Below are 23,737 nucleotides of genomic sequence, written 5' to 3'. Positions count from 1 at the left end.
CTGGCTATTCCTGCGCTCTCTTGCCTGGAACTGAGCAATTTTGGACTGAAACGGGTGGGCGACAATGAATGTCAACACGACCTAGGCCTCTGTTCCCTGTGTTCGAACGGCAGGAAGATTACAGACAATTGGAGCTGTTGACCTCCTGTTAATTCCTTTGGCCCAAGGTGCCAGCGGGGCGTTATGGGAATGAGGGAACAATGCACGGTCTTATCAACCGCAGCATCCAGAACTACATCTGCGACAGTTTCGGCGCGCACAGGTGGGACGATGTCGTGCGGCATGCCGGAATGGCATTCAACAATTTCGAGGCGATGCTGACCTATGAGGACAGCCTGACTCATGCCGTTCTGGACGCGCTGGTCGATGTCACCCGGCGCAGCCGCAGTGACCTGCTTGAGGATTTCGGGACGTTCCTTGTGGCGAACCCCAAGTTTGAAGGGGTGCGCCGGCTGTTGCGCTTCGGGGGTGTCAGCTTTGAGGATTTTCTGCATTCGCTCGATGATCTGCCGGACCGGGCGCGGCTGGCGGTGCCGGACCTGCACCTGCCGCAGATCGAATTGCGCGCCGTGGGGGAGGGCAGATACAGCCTGATCTGCAGGTCGCCCCTGGCCGGCTTTGCCCATCTGATGATGGGTGTCCTGCGCGCCATGGCCGATGACTACGGCGCGCTGGCGCTGCTTGAGCCGACGGGCTCGGAGAAGGGGATTGAAACCCTTTCGATCTCGCTGATCGAACCGGATTTCGCCGAAGGGCGGGCCTTTGAACTGGGGGCACGGGCGCAATGACGGGGCAGGGCGGCGCATCGGTGCTGGATATCTTGTGTCCCATGCATCTTGTGATCAACGCGACGGGGCATATCACCCATGCCGGGCCGACCGCCCGCAAGCTGGCCGGGGACAGTCCCATGGTCGGTGCCCGCTTTCTGGAGGTTTTTGCCGTCAACCGGCCACGCGCCGTTGCCAGCATGGCAGACCTGCGGCGGTCCGGTGGCACGAAACTGCATCTTGAAACGCGCGCCGCGCCGCGGACCAGGCTCAAGGCAGTGCTGGTCCCCTTGCCGGAGGGGGAGGGCAAGATGATCGTGAACCTGTCCTTCGGCATCTCCATCGTGGACGGGGTGCGGGACTATGCGCTCAGCAATGCCGATTTCGCCGCCACGGACCTGGCCATCGAAATGCTCTACCTGATCGAGGCAAAGACAGCGGCGATGGATGAATCCCGCCGTCTCAACCTGCGCCTGCAGGGGGCCAAGATCGCGGCGGAGCAGGAGGCCGATACCGATGCGCTGACCGGCCTTGGCAACCGGCGCGCGCTGAACAATGTGCTGACGCGCATGGTGGCGGGCCGGGTGCCCTTTGCCGTCATGCAGATCGACCTGGATTATTTCAAATCTGTCAATGACACCCTGGGCCATGCGGCGGGCGATCATGTCCTGCAGACCGTTGCGCAGATCATGGTCGAGGAAACCCGCAACAAGGACACGGTCGCGCGGGTCGGCGGCGATGAATTCACCGTCGTGCTTGTGGATGTGCGCGATGCCGACATCCTGCGCCGCGTGGGCCGGCGCATCATCGACCGGCTGGAGGAACCGATCGCCTACAGCGGCCACCTCTGCCGGATTTCCGCCAGCATCGGCACCGTCTGGATTCAATCCGGCATCAGCCCGGCAATGGAAAAGCTGATGGATGACGCGGATGTCGCACTTTATGCGTCCAAACATGCCGGGCGCGCCCGCCAGACCATATATGACCCTTCACTGCGTGAGACTGCGGGGCAGGGTGCCGCGCAGGGCGCCGGGGGCCAACAGCCCGCCTGAGCTCCTTCGCCGCCACAGATGCGCCAAAACCACGGCAGATGCAGGCGGGTCATGGACCCAAGCGCGGGGCTGTCGTATCACCCCATGCATGAGAACACCGCTCCATATCCTGCACCGTGTCCTGCAGCGTGCCGCCGAACGCCGCCGCCGGGCGCGGTTCGCGGCCTCCCTGCGCCATATCCACGGGCCAAAGGTGCTGGAGACCGGCAAGGACGAGGTGATCGCCGTCGTGCTGGTGCGCAACGGCAGCTATTACCTTGACGCCTTTCTCGACCATTACCGCAGCATCGGCATCCGGCATTTCGTCTTCATCGATAACGGATCGACCGACGATACACTGACCCGGATCGCGGCAGAGCCCGATACGGTGATCGACCAATGCACCCTGCCGCTGGCTGGCTACGAGGACCTGCTGCGCGCCTATCCGGCCCGGACCTACGGGCAGAATCGCTGGTGCCTCTATGTCGATATGGACGAGATCCTGGAGTTCCAGGGGGCCACGACCCACGGCATCCGCGCGCTGACCACCTATATGCAGGCGCGGGGCCATACCGCGATGGTGGCGCAAATGCTTGAGATGTTCCCCAAGGCGCCGCTGTCGCAGGTGGCCGATCTGCCCTATGACCGTGTGCTGCGCGATTTTGTCTATTACGACATCAGCCAGATCACCCGCCATGACTACCACAGCCCCGAGATCGCCTTTTCCGACCTGCTGCGCGACAACCAGACTGCCAGCGATGCGGTCAAATTCTGCTTTGGCGGGGTGCGGGGCAAGGTGTTTGGCGAGAACTGCTGCCTGACCAAACATCCGCTGATCTTCAACGGGCCGGGGGTCACGCCCGCGCCGCATCCGCATCTGTCGATGGGGGTGACGGTGTCGGATGTGACAGCGGTGATCCAGCATTACAAGTTTGCCAACAACCCGCTGGCACGCGATGCGGCGTCACTGGCCTCGGGCGATCTGGCCCATGGCGAGGACGCGGCCCGCGCCAGAGTGCTGTCGGACAGCCCCGATGTGAGCCTGTTTTCGCTGGATGCGCGGCGCTGGAACCGGGTGGAACTGCTGGCCCGTGCGGGCTTTACCGTGACAACCCAGGATTATGCCGACCACCTGGCGGACCTGTCGCCGTGAAGGTCGCGGCGATTGTCATCGGCCGCAACGAAGGGGCACGGCTTATGGCCTGCCTCGATGCGCTTTCGGGCCGGGCCGATCCGGTGATCTATGTGGATTCGGGTTCAACCGATGACTCCGTCGCGGCGGCGCAGGCGCGTGGCGCACAGGTGATCGCGCTGGACATGACGCAGCCCTTCACCGCCGCGCGGGCGCGCAACGCAGGGCTGGCGGCCCTGCCAGCCGATGCCGATCTGGTGCAGCTGCTGGATGGCGATTGCGTCTTGCGCGACGGCTGGATCGAGACGGCCCGCGCCTTTCTGGTCGACCATCCGCAGGCCGCCGTGGCCTGTGGCCGCCGCCGTGAACGTCATCCGGAGACCAGCATCTACAACGCGCTGATCGACGCGGAATGGGACACCGCCCCGGGACAGGCCAAAGCCTGCGGCGGCGATGCCCTGATGCGTGTCGCCGCCCTGCGCGCGGTGGGCGGCTACCGCGACAGTCTGATCGCGGGGGAGGAGCCGGAGCTTTGCGTCCGCCTGCGCGCCGCCGGGTGGCAGGTCTGGCGGCTGGAGGCGGAAATGACCTGGCATGATGCGGACATCACCCGCTTCGGCCAATGGTGGAAACGCAGCCGCCGGGCCGGCCACGCCTTTGCCGAAGGGGCGGCGCTGCATGGCGCCCCGCCGGAGCGTCACTGGGTGACCGAGACCCGGCGCGCGCTGCTCTGGGGCGCGGGCCTGCCGCTGGCGGTCCTGGTGCTGGCAGTTCTTGTGATGCCCTGGGCGCTGCTCCTGCTGCTGATCTATCCCTTGCAGGTGCTGCGGCTGTCGCGGCGCGGCGGGGTGGTTCAGGCGGTGTTCACCGTACTGGGCAAATTCCCCGAGGCGCAGGGCGCGCTGCAATACCTTCTGGGCCGCCGCAAGGGCCGGATCATCGAATACAAATGACCCTGGCCCTCAGCGCTGGCGCAGCGCCTGCACCAAAAGGCCGGGCAGGATCGCGAAACATTTCGCATAGCGCGGCACCATCCGGCGCGGGGCCTGCAGCGCCCGCCACAGCCATTCCAGCGCCAGCATCCGCATGAGCTGCGGCGCGCGGACCTGATGACCTGAGAGGAAATCCAGCCCCGCCCCGATGGAGGCAAAGCCGACCCCCGGCGCCTTTTCGCGGCCCAAGGCGGCAAACAGCTCCTGTTTCGGCGCGCCCAGCGCGATGAAACACAGGCCCGCGCCAGAGGCGGCAAGTTCCGCCAGCAGCGCCTCGGCAGCGGCACCCTGCGGATCGAACCCATAGGCCGGGGCGTGGATGTGGACAACCTCCAGACCCGCCGTGCGGTCGGTCAACGCCTGCGCCGCCCCCTTCAGCGCCGCGTCGCTGCTGCCGATCAGCGAGACCTTGGTCCCCATCTCCGCCGCAAGGGCGCAAAGCGGCAGGATCATGTCGGACCCGGGCATGAGCTCGACCGGCTGTCCCGCCAGTTTCGACAGCCAGACGATGGGGCGGCCATCGGCCACCACCATGTCATGGGCACGGTAGGCCGACAGAAAGGCCGGATCACGGGGCAGTTTGGTCAGGTGATCAAGGTTCAGGGTGGCCAGCGCGAATCCGTCGCGGGCGCTGAATTTTTCCCTGACAGCGCGAAACAATCCCGCGCGTGTCGGCACATTGACCGCGACTTCGGCGGGGGGCGTGCCAAATTTCACACGTCACCTGCCCAAGCGCAGCACGGGGCACCCTGGGGCCGTGCCGAATTCACTGATATATTTCCATTCATTAACAATGCCTTGCGGGGTTCTTCCGGATCAATCCAGCAGGTTTTTCCAAATCTACCCAGATGACAGGGCGCGGGCCAGATGGTAATTTACCTGCTCTATTCCCTCACGCGACCTCAGGACACGCCCGGACCCCATGCCCAACGGCCTTGCCTATCTGATGCTGCTGATCTGGCCGATGGTCTGCCTGATCCTGTTCCGCACCCAGAAACTGGAGCGGGCGCTGATCTGGTCGATCCTGGGGGGATATCTGTTTCTGCCGCCGCTGGCAGAGTTCAACCTGCCGCTGGTCCCGGCAATGGACAAGACCTCGATCCCCAATCTGAGCGTGCTGCTGATCCTGCTGTTCGGGGTGAAACACCACCGGGTGGCCCTCTGGCCCGATGCGCGGCTGGCCCAGCTGCTGACGGTGGGGCTGGTGCTCTCGGCCATCCCGACGGTGCTGACCAACGGCGATCCGATCATTTTCGAGGTGCTGCGCAATACCGACCCGATCGTCTTTGTGGTGGATCAACTGCCGGGGCAATCGGTGCGCGACATCGGGTCGGTGCTGATCGCGCAAGTGCTGAGCCTGGTGCCCTTCCTGCTGGCACGCCAGTTTCTGGCGACAGAGGGCGGGCTGCGCGAACTGCTGACGGCGCTGATGGTCGGGACATTGATCTATTCCGTGCCCTCGCTGATCGAAATCCGCCTCAGCCCGCAGATGAACGTCTGGATCTACGGCTTCTTCCAGCATTCCTTCGAACAGATGATGCGCGACGGCGGGTTCAGACCCATCGTCTTTCTGCCGCATGGGTTGTGGCTGGCGCTGTTTGTCTGCACCGGGCTGATTGCCGCTGCCGGTCTGGCGCGGGTGGCCGAACCGGAACGAAAGCTGCGGGCCTTCTGCGTGGTGGCCTATCTCGCGGTGCTGCTCATCCTGTGCAAAAGCCTTGCGTCGCTGGCCTATGGCATGGCGCTGACCCCGCTGGTGCTGTTTGCACCGCTGCGCTGGCAGATCCGGCTGGCGCTGCTCTTTGCCGTGGTTGCGGTGGTCTATCCGATGTTGCGCAATTTCCAGCTGATCCCGCTGGACGCGATCATCGCCCAGGCCGAGGCGATCAACCCCGCCCGCGCGCAATCGCTGGAATACCGTTTCAACAACGAGGAACAATTGCTGGCGCGGGCGGCGGAAAAGCCCCTGTTCGGCTGGGGCGGCTGGGGCCGCAGCCTGATCCGCGACGGCGAAACCGGGCAGATCCTGTCGATCCCCGATGGCCGCTGGATCATCATCTTCGGCACCTTCGGCTGGCTGGGCTACATCTGCGAATTCGGCCTGCTGGCCCTGCCGCTGGAGATGCTGGCGCTCTACATGCGGCGGCAGGGGGAGGCGGCGCTGTCGCCGCTGGTGGCGCCCTTGTGCCTGATCCTGGGGATCACCATGGTGGACATGCTGCTGAACGCCACGCTGACGCCACTGACCTGGCTCACCGCAGGCGCGCTTCTGGGGCATGCGGAACGCCTGATGCCGCGAGGGGTCGCGGCGCCGCGCCATGCGCTGGGACAAACGGCGATGTCCCCGAACCGCCCGGAGGGCAAGCGCACCGTGCTTTGATCCGGGGCAAAACCACCGATTCTGGCAAATATGGCGCCACTGTTTCCACCTGCGGCAAAATTCCCCGGACAGCCCGTCGATTGTTGTGCTAAATAAGGCCTGAGAACCGTCGAACTTGCTGCAAAACCTCTTAAAAATATGAATGTTCGATGAAATGGGGCATAAAAATGCCGTAATTGCCCTGTTGAAACGCCCGGTATTTCAGAACTCGAATATGGGGCCCAGATCTGTCGCGCTTTCAGGTATGGGAAGTTTGAAAATGAGCACGTCTAAAAACCGCAGCCTGACCGGTGACGACATCGCCATTGTCGGCATGTCCGTGAATGTCCCCGGTGCCGCCAGTGTTGACGCCTATTGGGCAAACCTGCGCGATGGGGTGGAAAGCATCCGCCGCCTGTCGGAGCAGGAGCTGCTGGAGGCGGGCGAAAGCCCCGAAACCATCGCCCGCAAGAACTACGTGCCAGCCGCCGCCGTCCTGGACGGATTCGAGACATTCGATCCAGATTTCTTCGCCTTTTCCCCCAAGGATGCGGCCATTCTCGACCCCCAGCACCGCAAGTTCCTCGAAGTGGCATGGGAAGCGATGGAACAGGCGGGCCATCCGCCTGAAACGATTCCCGGCGACATCGGCGTCTATGCGGGCTGCGGCATGGGCAGCTATTTCTATTTCAACATCTGCTCCAACCCAGATCTGGTGGACGATGTGGGCATGTTCCTGCTGCGCCACACCGGCAACGACAAGGATTTCCTGTCCACCCGCGTCAGCCATGTGTTCGATCTCAAGGGGCCGTCGATCAACCTGCAAACCGCCTGTTCCACCTCGCTGGTCGCGATCCACTACGCCTGCGCCGCCCTGCGCGCGGGCGAGGTGGACATGGCGCTGGCGGGCGGTGTCACCATCGAACTGCCGCAGGGGCGGGGGTATCTCTTCAAGGAAAACGAAATCCTGTCGCCGGACGGGCATTGCCATGCCTTCGACCACCGGGCGCAGGGCACCGTCTTTGGCTCCGGCGCGGGCTGCGTGGCGCTGCGCAGGCTCAGCGATGCAGTGGCGGACGGCGATCACATCTGGGCGGTGATCAAGGGGTCGGCGGTGAACAACGATGGTGCGGCCAAGGCCGGCTACCTGGCCCCCTCGGTCGATGGCCAGACCGCGGCAATCTCGGCGGCGCTGGATGCCGCTGGTGTCGCGGCGCAAAGCATCGGCATGGTCGAATGCCACGGCACCGGCACCTATCTGGGTGACCCGATCGAGGTCGCGGCCCTGACCGAAGCCTACCGGAGCGAGACCGACGCCACCGATTTCTGCCGCATCGGATCGGTCAAGACCAACATCGGCCATCTGGATACCGCCGCCGGGGTCGCAGGCTTTGCCAAGGCCGCGCTGGCCCTGCATCACAAGCAGATCCCGCCCTCCCTGGGCTACGAGGCACCAAACCCCGCGATCCCCTTCGCGGGCAGCCCGTTCCGCGTCAACGACCAGCTGACTGACTGGGCCGCCGGCGACACACCGCGCCGCGCCGCGATCAACGCGCTGGGCGTGGGCGGCACCAATGCCCATGCGATCATCGAGGAAGCACCGGAACGCGCCGCCTCGGACGCCAGCGACTGGCCGTTCCAGCCGCTGGTGATTTCGGGCCATAGCAAGGCGGCACTGGATGCCAATACCACCGCCCTTGTCGCCCATCTGCGCGCCCATCCGGATCAGCCGCTGGCCGATGTGGCTTTCACGCTCAAACAGGGCCGCCGCGCCTTTGACAAGCGCCGGGTGGTGGTGGCCGAAACCGCGGCACAGGCTGCCGACCTGCTGGAAGCAGGCGATGCCCGCCGCGTCTTTACCCATGATGCGCTGGGCGAGAACCCCGACGTGGTCTTCATGTTCCCCGGCGGCGGCGCGCAATATGCGGGCATGGCGCGTGACCTTTACGAGACGGAGCCGGTCTTTGCCGAGTGGATGGACCGGGGTCTGGCGCATCTGCAGCCGCAACTGGATTATGACATCCGCGCGCTCTGGCTGCCCGACGCCGCTCAACTGCAGGCCGCCGATGAGACGCTGAAAAAACCTTCCGTGCAATTGCCGCTGATCGCCATCACCGAATATGCGCTGGCGCGGCTCTGGATGTCCTGGGGCGTGAAACCCGCCGCCATGGTGGGCCATTCCATGGGCGAGAACGTCGCGGCCTGTCTGGCAGGGGTGATGACATTCGAGAACCTGATCGACCTGGTCCTGCTGCGCGGACGACTGTTCGACGAGGTGCCCGCAGGCGGCATGCTGTCGATCTCGGCCCCGCTGGCGGTGATCGAACCGCTGCTGGGTGACGATCTGGACATCGCATCGGTGAACGCGGCAGAGCTTATTGCCGTCTCCGGCCCGCAGGCGGCGCTGGATGCCATGCAGCAGCGGCTGACCGGTGCCGGGCTGGACCACCGGCGCATCGCCATCAACATCGCCGCGCACAGCCGGATGCTGGAGGGTATCCTTGATCGCTATCGCGCCTTCCTTGCGGGTCTGAACCTGCAGGCACCGCAGATGCCCTTTGCCTCCAACCGCACGGGCGAGATGATCACCGCCGCACAGGCCACCGACCCCGATTACTGGGTCGCGCAGCTGCGCAATACGGTGAATTTCGCCGATTGCATCAGCACGCTGAGCGCCGCGCGCAAACGGGTCTATCTGGAGGTCGGCCCGGGCAAGGCGCTGTCTTCGCTTGCGATGATGCATCCCGATGTCGGCGTGGGGCAGGTGATGTCGTCGCTGCGGCACCCCGAACAGAAAATCGCCGATGATGTCTATTTCATCTCCGTCTTCGCGCGGCTCTGGGCCTGCGGTGTCACTGCCGACTGGTCGCAGATCTGGGGCGAGGCGCGGCGCAACCGGGTGCTGCTGCCGACCTATCAGTTCCAGCGCGCCCGCTTTTTCATCGAACCGGGCAAGGCGGTCAGCGCCGCACCCGCGCCCGCGCTGACACGGGCCGATGACATTGCCGATTGGGGGGCGGTGCCCACATGGCGGCCCGCCTTTGCCGATGTGGCAGTCGATGTCCTGGACGATCTGGCGGCAACGCCGCTGACCTGGCTGTTCTTCGCAGACGACGCCGGGCTTTCCGCCCCGTTGCGCACAAAGCTGCGCGAAGCCGGCCACAGGGTTGTCACCGTGCGCGCGGGCGATGCCTTTGCCAAGACCGGCGAAGACAGCTTTACCCTTGCCGCCGAACAGGGGCGGGCAGGCTATGACCAGTTGATCGCTACCCTGCGCGAGGCCGGGCGGATGCCCGACCGGATCGCGCATTTCTGGCTGACCGACGATCAGGTGGCCCCGCGCCCCGGCTCCAGCACCTTTGACCGCAACATCGAACAGGGCTTCTGGAGCCTGACCTGGCTGGCCCAGGCCATCACCGAGGCAGGCATCGACGCGCCCCTGCATCTGAGCGTCTTTACCACCGGTGCTGCGCAGGTGACGGATGAAGCCCTGCCGCATCCCGAAAAGGCGCTGGTGTCCGGCCCGGTTGGCGTGATCACCCGCGAAGTGCCCGGTGTCACCGCGACACAGATCGACCTTGAAGCGGTGCAGCCCTTGATTGCGCGGGCAGGGTGGTTTGCCAGATCCGTCCCGGCGGTTGCGCCGCCTGACCTCACCAACCGGCTGATCGAGGATCTGATGGCCACGCCCGCCAACCGCATCGGTGCCTTCCGGGGCGAAAAGCGGTTCGAGATGGGTTATAAACCCCTGCCGCTGACCCCGGCGGAGACGGCGCAATTCCGCGATGGTGGCACCTATCTGATCACCGGCGGTTTCGGCGGGATCGGCCAGACGCTGGCGGCGGATATCCTGACCCGGCACAAGGCCAATGTGGTGCTGCTGGCACGCGAGGCCATGCCCGAACGCGCGGCCTGGCAGGCCCATATCGCCAGGAACGGCACCGCCGACCGTAGCGCGCGGCGGATGCAGGCGGTGATGCGTCTGGAAGCGATCGCAAAAGCCAAGGGCGGCAGCGTCGAAGTGGCGGGCGGCGATGTGGCCAACCTTGCCCAGATGCGCCGCGTGATCGACGATCTGACAGCGCGGCACGGCGGGCTGACCGGTGTGATCCATGCCGCCGGCGTGCTGGATGACGCCCCGATGCTGGGCAAGAGCGATGCGCAGATGGATGCGGTGCTGTCACCCAAGGTGCAGGGGCTGCGGGTGCTGGACCAGCTGTTGCCCGACGGCGCGCTGGAACTGCTGGTGCTGTTCTCCTCGACCTCGACCGCGACCCGCTCGGCGGGGCAGGTCGATTACGTTGCCGCAAACGCCTGGCTCAACGCCTTTGCCGCCGCGCGGCGGGGCGGCAAGACCCGGGTTGTGGCGGTGAACTGGGGCATCTGGTCGGATGTCGGCATGGCGGCCAATGCGCTGCCGGGTGCGGCCAGCGACGTGCTGCCACCACGCCCCGTGGAGGCGGCGCTGATCAGGACCGCCGGCGCGGATGCGGGCGGCGATCCGGTGTTCACCGCCCCGCTGGGCACCGACCACTGGCTGCTCGACCAGCACCGCACCCGGGACGGGCAGGCGATCCTGCCCGGCACCGGCTACATCGAACTGCTGGCCGAAGCGGCGGCGGCGCAGGGGCTCAGGACCTTTGACATCGAAGACCTCTATTTCCTGCGCGCCATGCCGGTGGCCGAGGGCGATGCGCGCCAGATGCGGATCACGCTTCAGGGCCGTGGTCGGGGATTCAGCGCCGAAATGCGCAGCGATTGCCTGTTCGGCGGCAAGCAGGGCTGGCAATTGAACGCCCAGGCCAATCTGGCACCGCTGGCCGAGGCGCGGCCCCATGCCCTTGACCTCGCAGCCATTTCCGCGCGCTGCGGCACCGTGCAAAAACCGGGCGCGACACGCCTTGTCTCCCCGCAGGAGGCGCATCTGGCCTTTGGGCCGCGCTGGCACGTCCTGCGCGAAACCGCCCTTGGCGCGGGCGAGGGGCTGGCAACACTCGCCCTGCCGGAGGATGCGCGCGATGACCTGAAAGCAGGGCATCTCCTGCATCCCGGGCTGATGGACCTTGCAACCGGCTGGGCCATATCGCTGGTGCCGGGCTATGGCGCGACCCATCTCTGGGTGCCGGTCTCCTATGGGCTGATCCGGGTGCATGGCAGCCTGCCTGCAGAGATCCGCTCGCATGTGCGGCTGGCCTCCGGCAAGGCCAGCGACGGTTTTGCCCGTTTCGACGTCACCCTGACGGACCCGTCAGGCAAGGTGCTGGTCGAGGTCCGCGATTTCGCGATGAAACGCCTTGAGGGCGGCTTCGGCACCACGCCCCTGACCGCCGCCGAAGTCCGCTTTGAGGACGAGACCCGCGACGACACGCCGCTTTCCGCCGCCGAGGAACGGCTGGCCTATCTGGTGTCGCAGGGCATCCGCGCCGCCGAGGGGCCCGAGGCCATGCGCCGCGCGATTGCCCTGAACCGCCCGCAGGTCATGGTCTCCTCGCTGCCGCTGCAAGCGCTGATGGCGCAGGCCGATGTGCCCGCCGTGGCCCCGGTGAAAAGCGGCCAGAGCTTTGAACGCCCGGATCTGGACGGCAGCTATGTCGCGCCCCGCAACGGGATAGAGGAACGTCTGGCCGGGATGTGGGAAAACCTGCTGGGCGTCAGCCCCGTGGGGGTCGAGGACAGCTTCTTTGACCTTGGCGGTCATTCCCTGATCGCCGTGCGCCTCTTTGCCAGCGTCAAACGCACCTTCAAGGTGGAATTCCCGATCTCGGTCCTGTTCGAGGCCCCGACCATCGCGAAATGCGCCGCCCTGATCGCGGCGGAAACCGGCGGCGCCGGAGAGGTGTCGGGTGGTCCCGGCGACGGGGTCGTGGCACCGGAGAAGTTCGAGTTCCTCGTGCCCCTGAACCAGAGCAGCCACAAACAGGCGGCACCGCTTTTCGTGGTGGCGGGGATGTTCGGCAACGTGCTGAACCTGCGCCACATGGCGCTGCCCTTCAGCGCCGAGCGCCGGGTGATCGGCGTCCAGGCCCGCGGCCTGATCGGAGAGACCCAGCCCCATGCGACAATCCCCGAGGCGGCAGAGGATTACCTGAACGAAATCAAACGCTTGCAACCCGAAGGCCCCTATCTTCTGGCGGGCTATTCCGGGGGCGGGATTACCGCCTATGAAATGGCACAGCAGCTGCGCGCCGCAGGAGACGAGGTTGCCGTGCTGGCGATGCTCGACACGCCGCTGCCGGTGCGCCCCTCGCTCAACCGCATGGACAAGGCGCTGATCAAACTGGCGGAACTGCGCGCCAAGGGGCCGGGATATCTGGTCGAATGGGCGCGCAACCGCTGGGCCTGGGAGATGGAGAAACGCAAGGGCCTGCACAGCCCCGGACAGGATGCGCCGGGCGCGGAGTTCAACAACCACAAGATTCAGGCGGCTTTCCTCGGCGCGGTCGGCCAGTATCAGACACCTGACTGGGACGGGCCGATGACCCTGTTCCGCCCGCCACAGGATTTCCACTGGCAGGTGACAAAGGGCAATTGGGTCAGCGCCGAACGCGAATATGTCTTTGCGGACAACGACTGGCGCAAATATGCCCCGCATATGGAGATCATCGAGGTGCCGGGCGATCACGTCAGCATGGTGCTGGCCCCGAATGTGACGGTGCTGGCGCAGGAATTGCGCGAGGTCATCGCAGCGGCGCTGGTGCAACATGATGATGTCCAGGCGACGGCGGCGGAATGATGTCTGATCCCCGATTGCTTGTCGTGCTGCTGAACTACCGCACCCCGCAGATGACCCTGCGCGCGGCAAAGGCGGCATTGGCCGACATGCCGGAAACGGCGGAACTGGTGATCGTCGACAATGCCTCCGGCGACGGGTCGATGGGCATTTTCGAACAGGCGCTGGCCGACTGGGACCTGGGCGCGCGGGTGCGCCTGATCCTGTCGGGGCGCAACGGCGGCTTCGGGGCGGGCTGCAACATCGGTCTGGCCGAACAGATGTCGGACGGCAGCGCGCCGGATTTCTTCTATCTGCTGAATTCCGATGCCTTCCCCGATCCGGGCTGCATCGCAACCCTGCTGGACCATATGGCCCGCCATCCGCGCGCCGGGTTCGCCGCCAGCCATGTGCGGGGCGAGGATGATCTGCCCCATACCACCGCCTTCCGCTTCCCCTCCATCGCCGGGGAATTCGAAGGGGCGGTGCGCTTCGGCCCTGTCTCGCGCCTGCTGGCCCATGCCATCGTGGCCCCGCCGCTGCCGGAAAAGACCACCCGGGTCGATTGGGCCGCGGGCGCCAGCGTGATGATCCGCGCCGCGACCCTGGAGGAGATCGGCAGGTTCGATGAGACCTTCTTTCTTTATTTTGAGGAAACCGACCTGATGAAGCGCGGCGCGCGCGCGGGTTGGTCCTGCTGGTATGTGCCGGAGGCCAGGGTGGTCCACATCGGCTCCGTCTCCACCGGCATGAAGGAATGGCAGCGCATGCCGGCCTACTGGTTCGCCTCGCGCCGCCATTATTTCATCAAGACCCATGGCCGGGCCTATGCCGCTGCCGCCTGGGGCGCGCGGCTGACCGGTTCGGCCCTGCACGCCCTGCGTTGCACCCTGACCGGGCGCAACCCGCAGGACCCCGCCTTCTTCACCCGCGATCTCGCGCGGCACGGGCTTGGCCTGCGCAGCCGATCCGGCAGAGCCACAGCCCGACGCCCCGTTTCGGAGGACAGAACATGACCGCCACCTTCCAGCCCGCCGGTTTCAGCGCGATCCTGATCGGGGATGAGAGCCTGACCATCGCCTGTGGCGACATGATCCTTGCCGGGGGCCATGCCATCACCGCTGTTGTCACACGCGATGCCACTGTGCGCGGCTGGGCCGAGGGGCAGGGGATTGCCACGCTCACAGCCCCCCGCGACCTGCTGGCGGCAGACGTGAGCGCCGACTGGCTGCTCAGCATTGCCAACCTGCGGATGATCCCCGACGCGGTGCTGGCGATACCAGCCAGGGGCGCGATCAATTTCCACGACGGACCATTGCCTGCCTATGCCGGGCTCAACACCCCCGCCTGGGCCATCATCAACGGTGAGACGACCCATGGCGTCTCCTGGCATGTGATCGAAGGCGGCGTGGACGAGGGCGACCTGCTGGCGCAGAAGATGATCGACATCGCCCCGGATGAAACCGCCTTCACCCTCAATTCGAAATGTTACGCCGCCGGGATGGAAAGTTTCGGCGCGGTGCTGTCGCAGCTTGAGGCGGACCAGCTTGAGCGCAGGCCCCAGGACCTCACCCAGCGCAGCTATTTCGCCCGCGACCAGCGGCCCGGGGGGCAGGGCGTTCTGGACCTGACCCGTCCTGCCGCCGACCTCTCCGCGCTGGTGCGGGGGCTGGACTTTGGCGAATACTGGAACCCGCTCTGCCTGCCGAAACTGGCGCTGGAACAGGGCATTGTGGTGATCGGCGCGTTTGAGGTCACAGCCCAGACCGCCGCCCCCGGCACGGTGCTTGAACTGTCCCGCAATGCCATCACCCTTGGCACGGCAACACAGGCCCTGCGCCTGAGCGCGTTTTGCGATTTTGACGGCACGCCCCTGGACCTGACCCAATGGCTGAAGGTGGGGGACGTGCTGCCGATGCCGTCCCTGCCGGATGCGCCGGTCGCGGATGAGGCACATTGGCGCGGGGTTCTGGCGGGCAGCGAACCGCTGAACCTGCTGCTGGCGGCGGCACCCGCCGGCCCGGTGCAACCGGCCTCCCTGCCTCTGACCACCGGCAGCCTGAGCAAGGATCAGATCACCTGCGCCGCAGCCCTTGTGGCGCTGCGCGCTTCCGGCCAGGCGGCGGCGACGCTGGCGGTTGAGGCCGCAGGGACAAGCCCGCTGCTGGCCCCCTGGCTGCCCCTCGCCATCAGGGCAGAGGATGACACGCCGCTTGCAACCGCTGCCGAGTTCATCGCCAAGGGCATGGACCGCGCGCGCAACAGCGGCGGCCGTGCCGCCGACCTGGGCTTGCGCGACCCGCAAATCGACCCCGGCGCGATGCCCGACCTTGGCCTCTCCGACAAGGATCTGCTGCTCCCCCAAACCGCCCTCACGGTCAGCCTGTCCGGCAGGCTGCATTACGATGCCGCGCGGGTGACCGGGGAGGCGGCCCGCCTGATTGCCGACCGTCTGAACACCGCCTTTGCCGCGCTGCCCGATGCCGCCACCTGCGGGGCGCTCTGGGCGCTGCCGGAGGCCGAGGTCGCGCAGATGCTCACCGGCTGGAACGCCACCGACCGCGCCTATGACCGCACCACCGTCCACGCCGCATTCGAGGCGCAGGTGGCCCGCTCACCCGATGCAACCGCGCTGGTGTTCGAGGATCAGACCTTTACCTATGCCGCGCTCAATGCGGCGGCGAACCGGCTGGCCCATGCGCTGCTGGCCGAGGGGGCCGGGCCGGGCATGCCCATCGGGCTTTACTGCACGCGGGGGCCCGACCTCATGATCGGGGCGCTGGCGATCCTGAAATCGGGCGGCGCCTATGTGCCGCTGGACCCGGCATATCCGGCTGACCGGATCGCCCATTACATCACCGACAGCGCCGCGCCACTGATCGTGACGCAGGTGAAGATCGCCGCGCAATTGCCTGAAAACGAATCAAAAATCGTGATGGTGGATGCGGATCATGCGGCCATGTCCGGCCAAAACCCCGATGCAAGCGCCACGCCGGAGGATCTGGCCTATCTGATCTATACCTCCGGCTCCACCGGCACGCCCAAGGGGGTGATGGTCAGTCACGGCAATGTCGCCAACTTCTTTGCCGGGATGGACGACCGCATCGACCATGACAGCAATTCCGTCTGGCTGGCAGTGACCTCGCTCTCCTTCGACATCTCGGTGCTTGAGCTGTTCTGGACAATCTCGCGCGGCGTCAAGCTGGTGCTGACCGGCGACGAAAGCCGCACGCTGGTGTCGAACGGCCCGCTTGCCCGCTCCGCCCAGCCGATTGACTTCAACATCTTCTACTGGGGCAATGACGATGGCGTCGGCCCTGCCAAATACGAGCTGCTGCTGGAAGGCGCGAAATTCGCCGATGCCCATGGCTTCAATGCCGTCTGGACGCCGGAGCGGCATTTCCACGCCTTTGGCGGCCCCTATCCGAACCCTTCGGTCACCGGCGCTGCTGTCGCTGCGGTGACCTCGAACCTCGCCATCCGGGCCGGGTCCTGCGTCGCCCCGCTGCACCATCCCGCCCGCATCGCCGAGGAATGGGCGGTGATCGACAACCTGACCAACGGGCGCGTCGGGCTGGCCATTGCCAGCGGCTGGCAACCGGACGATTTTGTCCTGCGCCCGGAAAACACACCGCCCGAAAACAAGCCTGCGATGTATGCGGCCATCGACCAGCTGCGCAAGCTCTGGGCCGGGGAAGCGGTTGAATTCCCAAAGAAAGACGGCACGCCCCACGCCGTCATCACCCAGCCGCGTCCGGTCTCGGCCAGGCTGCCGATCTGGGTCACCACCGCCGGCAACCCGCAGACCTGGAAAGAAGCGGGCGAGATTGGCGCCAATGTGCTGACCCATCTGCTGGGCCAATCGGTCGATGAAGTCGCCGGCAAGATCGAAATCTACCACGCCGCCCTGCGCGAGGCGGGCCATGACCCGGCGGATTTCAAGGTCACGGTGATGTTGCACACCTATCTCGCCGAAACCCGCGAAGCGGCCGAAGCGGTCGCGCGCGAACCGATGAAGGATTACCTGCGCTCCGCTGCCGGGTTGATCAAGCAATACGCCTGGGCCTTCCCCGCGTTCAAAAAGCCCGAAGGCGCGACCAACCCCTTTGACGTCAACCTTGAAGGTCTCTCCGACGAGGAAATGGACGCGATCCTGGAATTCGCATTCCAGCGCTATTTCAACGACAGCGGCATGTTCGGCACCGTGGCAGATGGGCTTGCCCGCACCGAACAGCTCAAATCCATCGGCGTGGACGAGGTTGCCTGCCTGATCGACTACGGCATTCCCGTCCGGGATGTGCTGGAAGGGCTGAAACCGCTGGCGCAGGTCCTGGCCGAGGCCAATCGCGGGACCGAACTGGCGGCGGATGATTTCTCCATCGCCGCACAGATCCAGCGCCACGGGGTGACACATCTGCAATGCACCCCCTCGATGGCGCAGATGCTGGTCATCAACGAGGAGGCGCAGCAGGCGCTGGCCGGGGTCACCCAGCTGATGATCGGGGGGGAGGCCTTGCCCGCTACGCTGGTCGCTGCGCTGCAATCGCATACCCAGGCCAGCATCCAGAACATGTATGGCCCCACCGAAACGACGATCTGGTCAACCACGCAGATGGTGGCGGATGCAACGGAGGTGACGGCCCCCATCGGGACCCCCATCGCCAATACCCAGGTCTTCATCCTGGATGACAAGATGGTGCCGCAACCTGTTGGTGTTGCGGGTGAATTGTGGATCGGGGGTGATGGTGTCACCCTCGGCTACTGGCACCGGAAAGAGATGACGGCAGAGCGGTTCGTGGACAATCCCTTCGGTGCCGGCAAGCTCTACCGCACCGGCGATGTGGTCTCCTGGGACGCGCGCGGCTGCCTGCATTTCGCAGGCCGCGCCGATGCGCAGGTCAAGATACGCGGTCACCGGATCGAACTGGGCGAGATCGAAGCGCGGCTCGCGGGCCTTCCGGGCGTCACCCAGGCGGTTGTCATCGCGCGCGATGGCCCCGGTGGTGCGCAACTGGTCGGCTATGTCACGCCGGAAAACGCCGTGACGGAGGCCGAAGCCAAGGCCGTGTTGACACAGGATCTGCCTGCCATCATGGTCCCAAGTGCCATCGTCGGACTGAGCGCCATGCCCTTGACCCCCAACAAGAAAATCGACCGCAAGGCCTTGCCCGCGCCCAAGGCCAAGGCCCGGGCCGCAGCGCCCCGGCCCGGAACGCCGGGGCCGGCTCTGGCCGAAGAAGCCGCGCCGCAGGGCAGCGAAGAGACGATCCAGCGCATCGCAGAGGTCTGGACCGGGCTCCTGGGTGTTGCGGACATCCGGGCGGAGGACAATTTCTTTTCCCTCGGCGGGCATTCCCTGCTGGCGGTGCAGGCGCACCGCGACATCAAGGCGGCACTGGGCGGCGTGGCGCTGTCGATCACCGATATCTTCCGCTTCCCGACCCTTGGGGCGCTGGCCGGGCATCTGGACAGGGCCAAGGGTGGCACAAGGCGCAGACGCCCGGTAAAACAGCCGGGTACAGAGGCGCGGCAGGGCGCGGAGATGCGCCCGACGCTGCCGGTTCTTTCGCCCGAAACCGCTGATATCGTTCAGAAACGTCGGGCGATGCGGGCGGGGCGGCGCAAAATGGATGCCTGATACCACGGCAATCGAACGGGCGGTGCGCGGCCTGTTCGAAGTGCCCCTGGGCCTTGGCCTGACCGATCCCGGCCTGCCGCAACCCCCGGTCTGGCCCGGCGAGGCGGAGGCCATGACCGGGGCAATTCCCGCACGCCGCAATGAATTCGCAGCCGGCCGCGCCGCCGCGCGGATGGCGATGCAGGATGCCGGTTTGCCTGCAAGGGCGGTTCCGGTTCGGGCCAACCGCGCGCCGGACTGGCCACCGGGGCTGGCGGGCAGCATCACCCATACCGATCAGCTTTGCCTGGCGGTTGTGTCGAACGGCGTCAGATCGCTGGGCCTCGATGCCGAACAACTTCACAGACTGGATGAAGATATCATTCCAATCATTTGTTCTGACAAAGAAATATCGCGTCATGCTAATGTCGCGCTGCCGAGGCTTGGCCTGATGATCTTTGCCGCCAAGGAAGCCGCCTACAAGGCGCAGTTTCCGCTGACGGGCCAGATCTTTGGCTTTGAAGTTCTGGATGTGACTTTCGATGTCGCCGGGGGCCGTTTCGACGCGACCTTCCTGCAGCCCATCGGCCCCTTTGCCATCGGCGAGAGCCTGCCGGGGCGCTTTGCCGAAGTGGCCGGGCATCTTGTCACCGGGGTTGCGATTGGGCAACGTGACGGCGAAGGAGCCTGACCCGATGAAACCCGCCACGCGCCGAACTGCCCTAGCGGGGCTGGGAGCCCTCGCGCTGGTGGCGGCTGCAGGGCAGCATCTGCGGACCCGCGACCGGCGACAGGGCGCGGCAGAGGCGGCGGCGCTTTATGCCATGCCGCTCAACCCGCCCGATGCGGCGCTCAATGTCTATCATCTGGGTCACAGCCTTGTGGGGCGCGACATGCCCGCGATGCTGGCGCAGCTTGCGGGGGCGGGTCATCGCTATCATTCGCAACTGGGCTGGGGCACCTCCCTGCGCGACCATTGGGAGGAAGACGTGCCCATCAACGGCTTTGCCGAGGAAAACGCCCATGACCGGTTTCGCCCCGCGAAACAGGCGCTGGCCAGCGGCAGCTATGACGCCCTGGTGCTGACCGAAATGGTCGAGATCCGCGATGCGATCCGCTATCACGATGCGGCGGCCTATCTCGCCCGCTGGGCCGGGCTGGCCTGGGACGCCAACCCGCAGACGCGGATCTACCTTTACGAGACATGGCATCACACCGACGATGGCAATGGCTGGCTGCTGCGCATCGACCGGGATCTGCGCAAATTCTGGCAGGGCCGGGTCAAATACCCCGCGCTGGCCGCGACCGATGCGCCGATCCACCTGATCCCCGCCGGTCAGGTCATGGCGGCCTTTGTGCGCGAGGTTGAGGCCGCAGGCAGCCTCGGCGGCATCACCAGCCTGTTCGACCTCTTTACCAAACGGGCCGATGGCACGCCGGATACCATTCATTTCAATGATCTGGGGGCCTATCTGGTGGCGCTGACCCATTACGCCGTTCTCTATCACCGCGATCCGCGCGGTCTGCCGCATGAACTGGTGCGCGCCGACGGGTCGCGGGCTGTGGCCCCCTCGCCGGATGCCGCCGCCGCGATGCAGGCGGTTGTCTGGCAGGTCGTTGCGCGCCATCCCGAAACCGGGGTGGCGGCATGAGCCTGCTCGGGGTTGCCGCATCGGTCGTGATGGTCGGCCACAGCCTGTTCGGCTCCGATGGCCCCGACATGCTGCAGGAGGCCCTGCGCGCAGGCATGGGCCAGGGCATTGTGCGCGCCCAGATCATCAACGGCGCGCCGCTGAAATACAATTGGGACGAATCCGCCGATGCCGAAGGGATCGACGCGCGCTCTGTCCTGCCGGAGGGCGGCACCACCCACCTGATCCTGACCGAGGCGATCCCCCTGGCAAATCATGTGAAATGGTCAGATACCTATGTCTATGCCCAGGCCTTTGCCGGGCTTGCGGCCTCGGCCAATCCGGATGTGCATATCTACGTGCAGGAAACCTGGCATTCGCTGAAAAGCGGGACAGGCGCGGCAGTCGATCACGACGAAGGGGCCGGCACGCCCTGGCGGGAGCGGCTGGATCAGGATCTGCCGCTCTGGGAGGAGATCGTGACACAGGTCGCCGCCGCCACCCGGTCGGACAGTGCGCAGGTCGGGCTGATTCCCGCCGGTCAGGCGATGGCGCGTCTTCATGATGAGATCGCGGCAGGGCGGATACCGGGGCTTGCGGATATTTCTGCGCTCTTTGCCGATGACATCCACCTGAACGACATCGGCCATTACTTTGTCGCCATGGTGCAATATGCCACGCTGACCGGGCAGGACCCGCTGGGCCTGCCGGCGGATTTCAACGACCGCTGGGGGCAGCCCTTTGATACGCCGGACGCGGACCTTGCCCGCCAGTTGCAGCGTGTCGCCTATGAGGCCGTGCAGGCCTATGGCGGCGGGGTGGTGGCACCGGTGCCCCCGGCCAACGGGCAGGCGCGGGCCAGCACCGCCCCTGCGGCCCCCACCGGCCCGCCGGTTCTGCCAGAGGCACCTGCCGCCGATCTGGTCGCGGCAGCGCAGGGGGCGGTCGAAGGCACCAACCGGGTGGCCATCGGCCTTGCCGCCGTCACGGACTGGAGCACCCAGGCCCCGTTCATAGACCTGATGAAGACGTCGCGGCCCTGGCTGGGCCATGAACCCGGCCGCTTCGGGGGCATGGAATACGCCGAGCTGCTGGCGGGCGGGCATCTGGATGAAAACGGCTGGCCGATCCGGCTGCCCCGCAGCCTCAGCTCGATCGGCACCCTGATCCTGACCGACATGCCGCCGGAGGCCACATCGCTCAAGGGGCGGTATCGTCTGGCCTTTGACGGCAAGGGCGTGATCGAGGTGACGGGACGCGCGGAAAACGTGCGCTATGGCAAGGGCGAGGTGAGTTTTGACTATACCCCCGGTCCCGGCAGCGTGGACATCCGGATCCAGCGGATCAACACCTCCGATCCACCGCATGACATTTCCGTCGTCAAGGTCGAGAACCTGAAACGCCACGCCGCCGGGCAGCTGTTCAATCCGGCCTGGACGGCGCGGATCGGCCAGTTCAGCGCGTTGCGCATGATGGACTGGATGGAGACCAATGATTCCGCGCTGGCCACATGGGCGGACCGCCCCTTGCCCGGCGATGTGACCTGGGCGGGCGGTGTCCCGGTCGAGGTGATGGTGCAGCTTGCCAATGAGCTTGAGACCGACATCTGGGTGAACATGCCGCATCTGGCGGATGATGATTTCCTGCGCCAGTTCGCGGAACTGGTGAAAGACAGGCTCGATCCCGCGCTGAAGGTCTATGTGGAATTCTCCAACGAGGTCTGGAACTGGCAGTTCGAACAGGCCCACTGGGCCGATGTGCAGGCCCGCGCGCGCTGGAACGCGCAGGACAAGTGGATGCAATTCTACGGGCTGCGCGCGGCAGAGGTGGCGCGGATCTGGTCCGGGGTCTTTGCCGGGGAAGACCGCGCGCGGCTGGTCAATGTGATCTCCAGCCAGACCGGCTGGCTGGGGCTGGAGACCGAGGCGCTGACCGCCCCGCTGGCGGTGGCAGAAGGGCTGCCAGCCCCGGCAGAGGCTTTTGACGCCTATGCGGTCTCGGGCTATTTCGCGGGCGGGCTTGGCACGGCGGAACGCGCGCCGATGGTCCGCACATGGCTGGAGGAAAGCCGGACACGGGCCGCAGCCGCCGCCAAGGCAGAAGGTTTGACCGGTGAGGCGGCAGAGGAGTACATCACCGGGCACGGCTTTGATTTTGCCTTTGAACTGGCAGGGCGCGAATTGCGCGACGGGGCGGTCAGCGGTGACGCTGCCGATACGGTCGGTGATCTGATCACCCGCGTCTGGCCCTATCACGCGCAGGTGGCACAGGCGCATGGGCTGGACCTGTTCATGTACGAGGGCGGCAGCCATGTGGTGGGCATCGGCGCGATGGTCGATGACGCGGAACTGACGGCCTTCTTTCAGGCGCTGAACTATGCGCCGCAGATGGGCGCGCTCTACACCACCTTGCTGGAGGGGTGGAAAGCCCTGGGCGGGCAGTTGTTCAACGCCTATTCCGATGTCTATGCCCCGACAAAATGGGGCTCCTGGGGGGCGCTGCGCCATCTGGATGACGACAATCCGCGCTGGGATGCGCTGGTGGCCTTCCAGTGACCCGTACCAGCATCCTGATCCCGGCCCATGACGAGGCCGCCTATCTGGCCGCATGTCTGGGGGCCTTGCTGGCCTCGGAGCAGGTCGCGGGCGGCGTGGAGGTGATCGTGATCGCCAATGGCTGCACCGATGACACCGCAGAGATTGCCCGCGGCTTTGCCGAACAGGCCGGGTTGAAGGGCTGGCATCTACGGGTGCTGGAACGGGCCGAGGGCAACAAGCTGGGCGCGCTGAACGCGGGCGAGGCTGCGGCGGCGGGCAGGGTGCTGATCTATCTCGATGCGGATGTGATCGTGTCACCGCCGCTGATTGCGCAACTGGCCGAAGTGCTGGACGTGGATGCGCCGCGCTATGCCAGCGGGAAGCCACATGTGACGCTGCGCGGCGGCGGGGTCACCGGGCCCTACACAAGGTTCTGGCTGACAACACCCTTCATGACGCGCGGTGTGCCGGGCTTTGGCGTCTTTGCCATGAACCGGGCGGGCAGGGCGCGTTGGGGGGACTGGCCGGACATCATCTCGGATGACACCTATGCGCGGCTGAATTTCACCCCCGACGAACGCGTCGCCGTACCCGCGACCTATGACTGGCCCATGATCGAAGGCTTTGCGCGGCTGGTGCAGGTCCGGCGCAGGCAGGACGTCGGCGTGGCCGAGATCGAAAGCCGCTTTCCGGCGCTGGTCGCAAACGATGATCCCGGCGCAGGCGCCGTGCCGCTGTGGCGCCGCGCCCTGGCCGACCCGCTGGGTTTTGCCGCCTTTTGTGCCGTGCGCATCGCCATCCACCTGCCGATCCTGCGCAGCAAGAACCGCTGGGCGCGGGGGCGCTGACCGGGGCTTTGACAGCCCTCGGCGCCTTAGGTCGTGTTGACATTCATTGTCGCCCACCCGTTTCAGTCCAAAATTGCTCAGTTCCAGGCAAGAGAGCGCAGGAATAGCCAGCTA

13 protein-coding genes are annotated in these 23,737 nt (G+C 65.9%); 12 read left to right on the top strand and 1 reads right to left on the bottom strand.

Annotation, left to right across the window (positions count from 1 at the left end):
• Nucleotides 1-200 precede the first annotated feature (200 nt).
• The 4 genes from PVW51_RS22825 to PVW51_RS22810 all read left to right on the top strand — a co-directional run bounded on the left by PVW51_RS22825 (nucleotide 201) and on the right by PVW51_RS22810 (nucleotide 3,883).
• Entirely contained in the window at nucleotides 201-788 is a 588-nt protein-coding gene (locus PVW51_RS22825) for a heme NO-binding domain-containing protein (RefSeq protein ID WP_269367399.1), read from the top strand.
• A 41-nt stretch (nucleotides 789-829) separates the two neighbouring features.
• On the top strand, nucleotides 830-1,819 hold the full coding sequence (locus tag PVW51_RS22820; protein WP_274577898.1) for a GGDEF domain-containing protein: 990 nt from the start codon (nucleotides 830-832) through the stop codon (nucleotides 1,817-1,819).
• An 88-nt stretch (nucleotides 1,820-1,907) separates the two neighbouring features.
• Entirely contained in the window at nucleotides 1,908-2,951 is a 1,044-nt protein-coding gene (locus PVW51_RS22815; RefSeq protein ID WP_274577894.1) for a glycosyltransferase family 2 protein, read from the top strand.
• Nucleotides 2,948-3,883 (top strand): glycosyltransferase family 2 protein, encoded by a 936-nt coding sequence (locus tag PVW51_RS22810; protein ID WP_274577889.1) that lies wholly within the window; start codon nucleotides 2,948-2,950, stop codon nucleotides 3,881-3,883. Before PVW51_RS22815 ends, PVW51_RS22810 begins: the two co-directional genes overlap by 4 nt.
• A gap of 9 nt (nucleotides 3,884-3,892) precedes the next feature.
• Here PVW51_RS22810 and PVW51_RS22805 read toward each other — a convergent pair whose 3' ends face one another.
• Nucleotides 3,893-4,639 carry a WecB/TagA/CpsF family glycosyltransferase gene (locus PVW51_RS22805; RefSeq protein WP_274577886.1) on the bottom strand — a complete coding sequence of 249 codons (747 nt, stop codon included), beginning with the start codon at nucleotides 4,637-4,639 and terminating at the stop codon, nucleotides 3,893-3,895.
• 205 nt (nucleotides 4,640-4,844) lie between these two features.
• Here PVW51_RS22805 and PVW51_RS22800 point away from each other — a divergent pair, with 205 nt between their 5' ends.
• From PVW51_RS22800 to PVW51_RS22765, 8 genes are all read left to right on the top strand, one after another.
• On the top strand, nucleotides 4,845-6,302 hold the full coding sequence (locus tag PVW51_RS22800; protein ID WP_274577881.1) for a hypothetical protein: 1,458 nt from the start codon (nucleotides 4,845-4,847) through the stop codon (nucleotides 6,300-6,302).
• A 259-nt stretch (nucleotides 6,303-6,561) separates the two neighbouring features.
• Nucleotides 6,562-13,014, top strand: a complete 6,453-nt coding sequence (locus PVW51_RS22795; protein WP_274577878.1) for a type I polyketide synthase — start codon at nucleotides 6,562-6,564, stop codon at nucleotides 13,012-13,014.
• Entirely contained in the window at nucleotides 13,014-14,006 is a 993-nt protein-coding gene (locus PVW51_RS22790) for a glycosyltransferase family 2 protein (RefSeq protein ID WP_274577873.1), read from the top strand. The genes PVW51_RS22795 and PVW51_RS22790 overlap by 1 nt, the downstream gene beginning before the upstream one ends.
• Nucleotides 14,003-18,628, top strand: coding sequence for a MupA/Atu3671 family FMN-dependent luciferase-like monooxygenase (locus tag PVW51_RS22785; RefSeq protein WP_274577869.1), 4,626 nt, complete (start codon nucleotides 14,003-14,005; stop codon nucleotides 18,626-18,628). Before PVW51_RS22790 ends, PVW51_RS22785 begins: the two co-directional genes overlap by 4 nt.
• Nucleotides 18,621-19,298 carry a 4'-phosphopantetheinyl transferase family protein gene (locus PVW51_RS22780; RefSeq protein WP_274577865.1) on the top strand — a complete coding sequence of 226 codons (678 nt, stop codon included), beginning with the start codon at nucleotides 18,621-18,623 and terminating at the stop codon, nucleotides 19,296-19,298. Before PVW51_RS22785 ends, PVW51_RS22780 begins: the two co-directional genes overlap by 8 nt.
• A gap of 4 nt (nucleotides 19,299-19,302) precedes the next feature.
• A complete protein-coding gene (locus PVW51_RS22775) occupies nucleotides 19,303-20,259 on the top strand; it encodes a hypothetical protein (protein WP_274577862.1) in 957 nt (318 codons plus the stop codon).
• Nucleotides 20,256-22,793 (top strand): hypothetical protein, encoded by a 2,538-nt coding sequence (locus PVW51_RS22770; RefSeq protein ID WP_274577859.1) that lies wholly within the window; start codon nucleotides 20,256-20,258, stop codon nucleotides 22,791-22,793. The genes PVW51_RS22775 and PVW51_RS22770 overlap by 4 nt, the downstream gene beginning before the upstream one ends.
• Nucleotides 22,790-23,623, top strand: a complete 834-nt coding sequence (locus PVW51_RS22765) for a glycosyltransferase (protein WP_274577856.1) — start codon at nucleotides 22,790-22,792, stop codon at nucleotides 23,621-23,623. Before PVW51_RS22770 ends, PVW51_RS22765 begins: the two co-directional genes overlap by 4 nt.
• The last annotated feature ends 114 nt before the right edge of the window (nucleotides 23,624-23,737 follow it).

The sequence above is a fragment of the Sulfitobacter sp. PR48 genome (genome assembly GCF_028807335.1).
In the GTDB taxonomy this organism is placed as follows: domain Bacteria; phylum Pseudomonadota; class Alphaproteobacteria; order Rhodobacterales; family Rhodobacteraceae; genus Sulfitobacter.
This window is presented reverse-complemented; position numbering and strand designations above follow the sequence as displayed.

Bases quoted from the DNA above. Each gene is read 5' to 3' on its own strand.
- PVW51_RS22785 (WP_274577869.1), top strand. From the start codon at position 14,003: ATGACCGCCACCTTCCAGCCCGCCGGTTTCAGCGCGATCCTGATCGGG.
- PVW51_RS22800 (WP_274577881.1), top strand. From the start codon at position 4,845: ATGCCCAACGGCCTTGCCTATCTGATGCTGCTGATCTGGCCGATGGTC.
- PVW51_RS22825 (WP_269367399.1), top strand. From the start codon at position 201: ATGCACGGTCTTATCAACCGCAGCATCCAGAACTACATCTGCGACAGT.
- PVW51_RS22770 (WP_274577859.1), top strand. From the start codon at position 20,256: ATGAGCCTGCTCGGGGTTGCCGCATCGGTCGTGATGGTCGGCCACAGC.
- PVW51_RS22790 (WP_274577873.1), top strand. From the start codon at position 13,014: ATGTCTGATCCCCGATTGCTTGTCGTGCTGCTGAACTACCGCACCCCG.
- PVW51_RS22795 (WP_274577878.1), top strand. From the start codon at position 6,562: ATGAGCACGTCTAAAAACCGCAGCCTGACCGGTGACGACATCGCCATT.
- PVW51_RS22780 (WP_274577865.1), top strand. From the start codon at position 18,621: ATGCCTGATACCACGGCAATCGAACGGGCGGTGCGCGGCCTGTTCGAA.
- PVW51_RS22775 (WP_274577862.1), top strand. From the start codon at position 19,303: ATGAAACCCGCCACGCGCCGAACTGCCCTAGCGGGGCTGGGAGCCCTC.
- PVW51_RS22820 (WP_274577898.1), top strand. From the start codon at position 830: ATGCATCTTGTGATCAACGCGACGGGGCATATCACCCATGCCGGGCCG.
- PVW51_RS22815 (WP_274577894.1), top strand. From the start codon at position 1,908: ATGAGAACACCGCTCCATATCCTGCACCGTGTCCTGCAGCGTGCCGCC.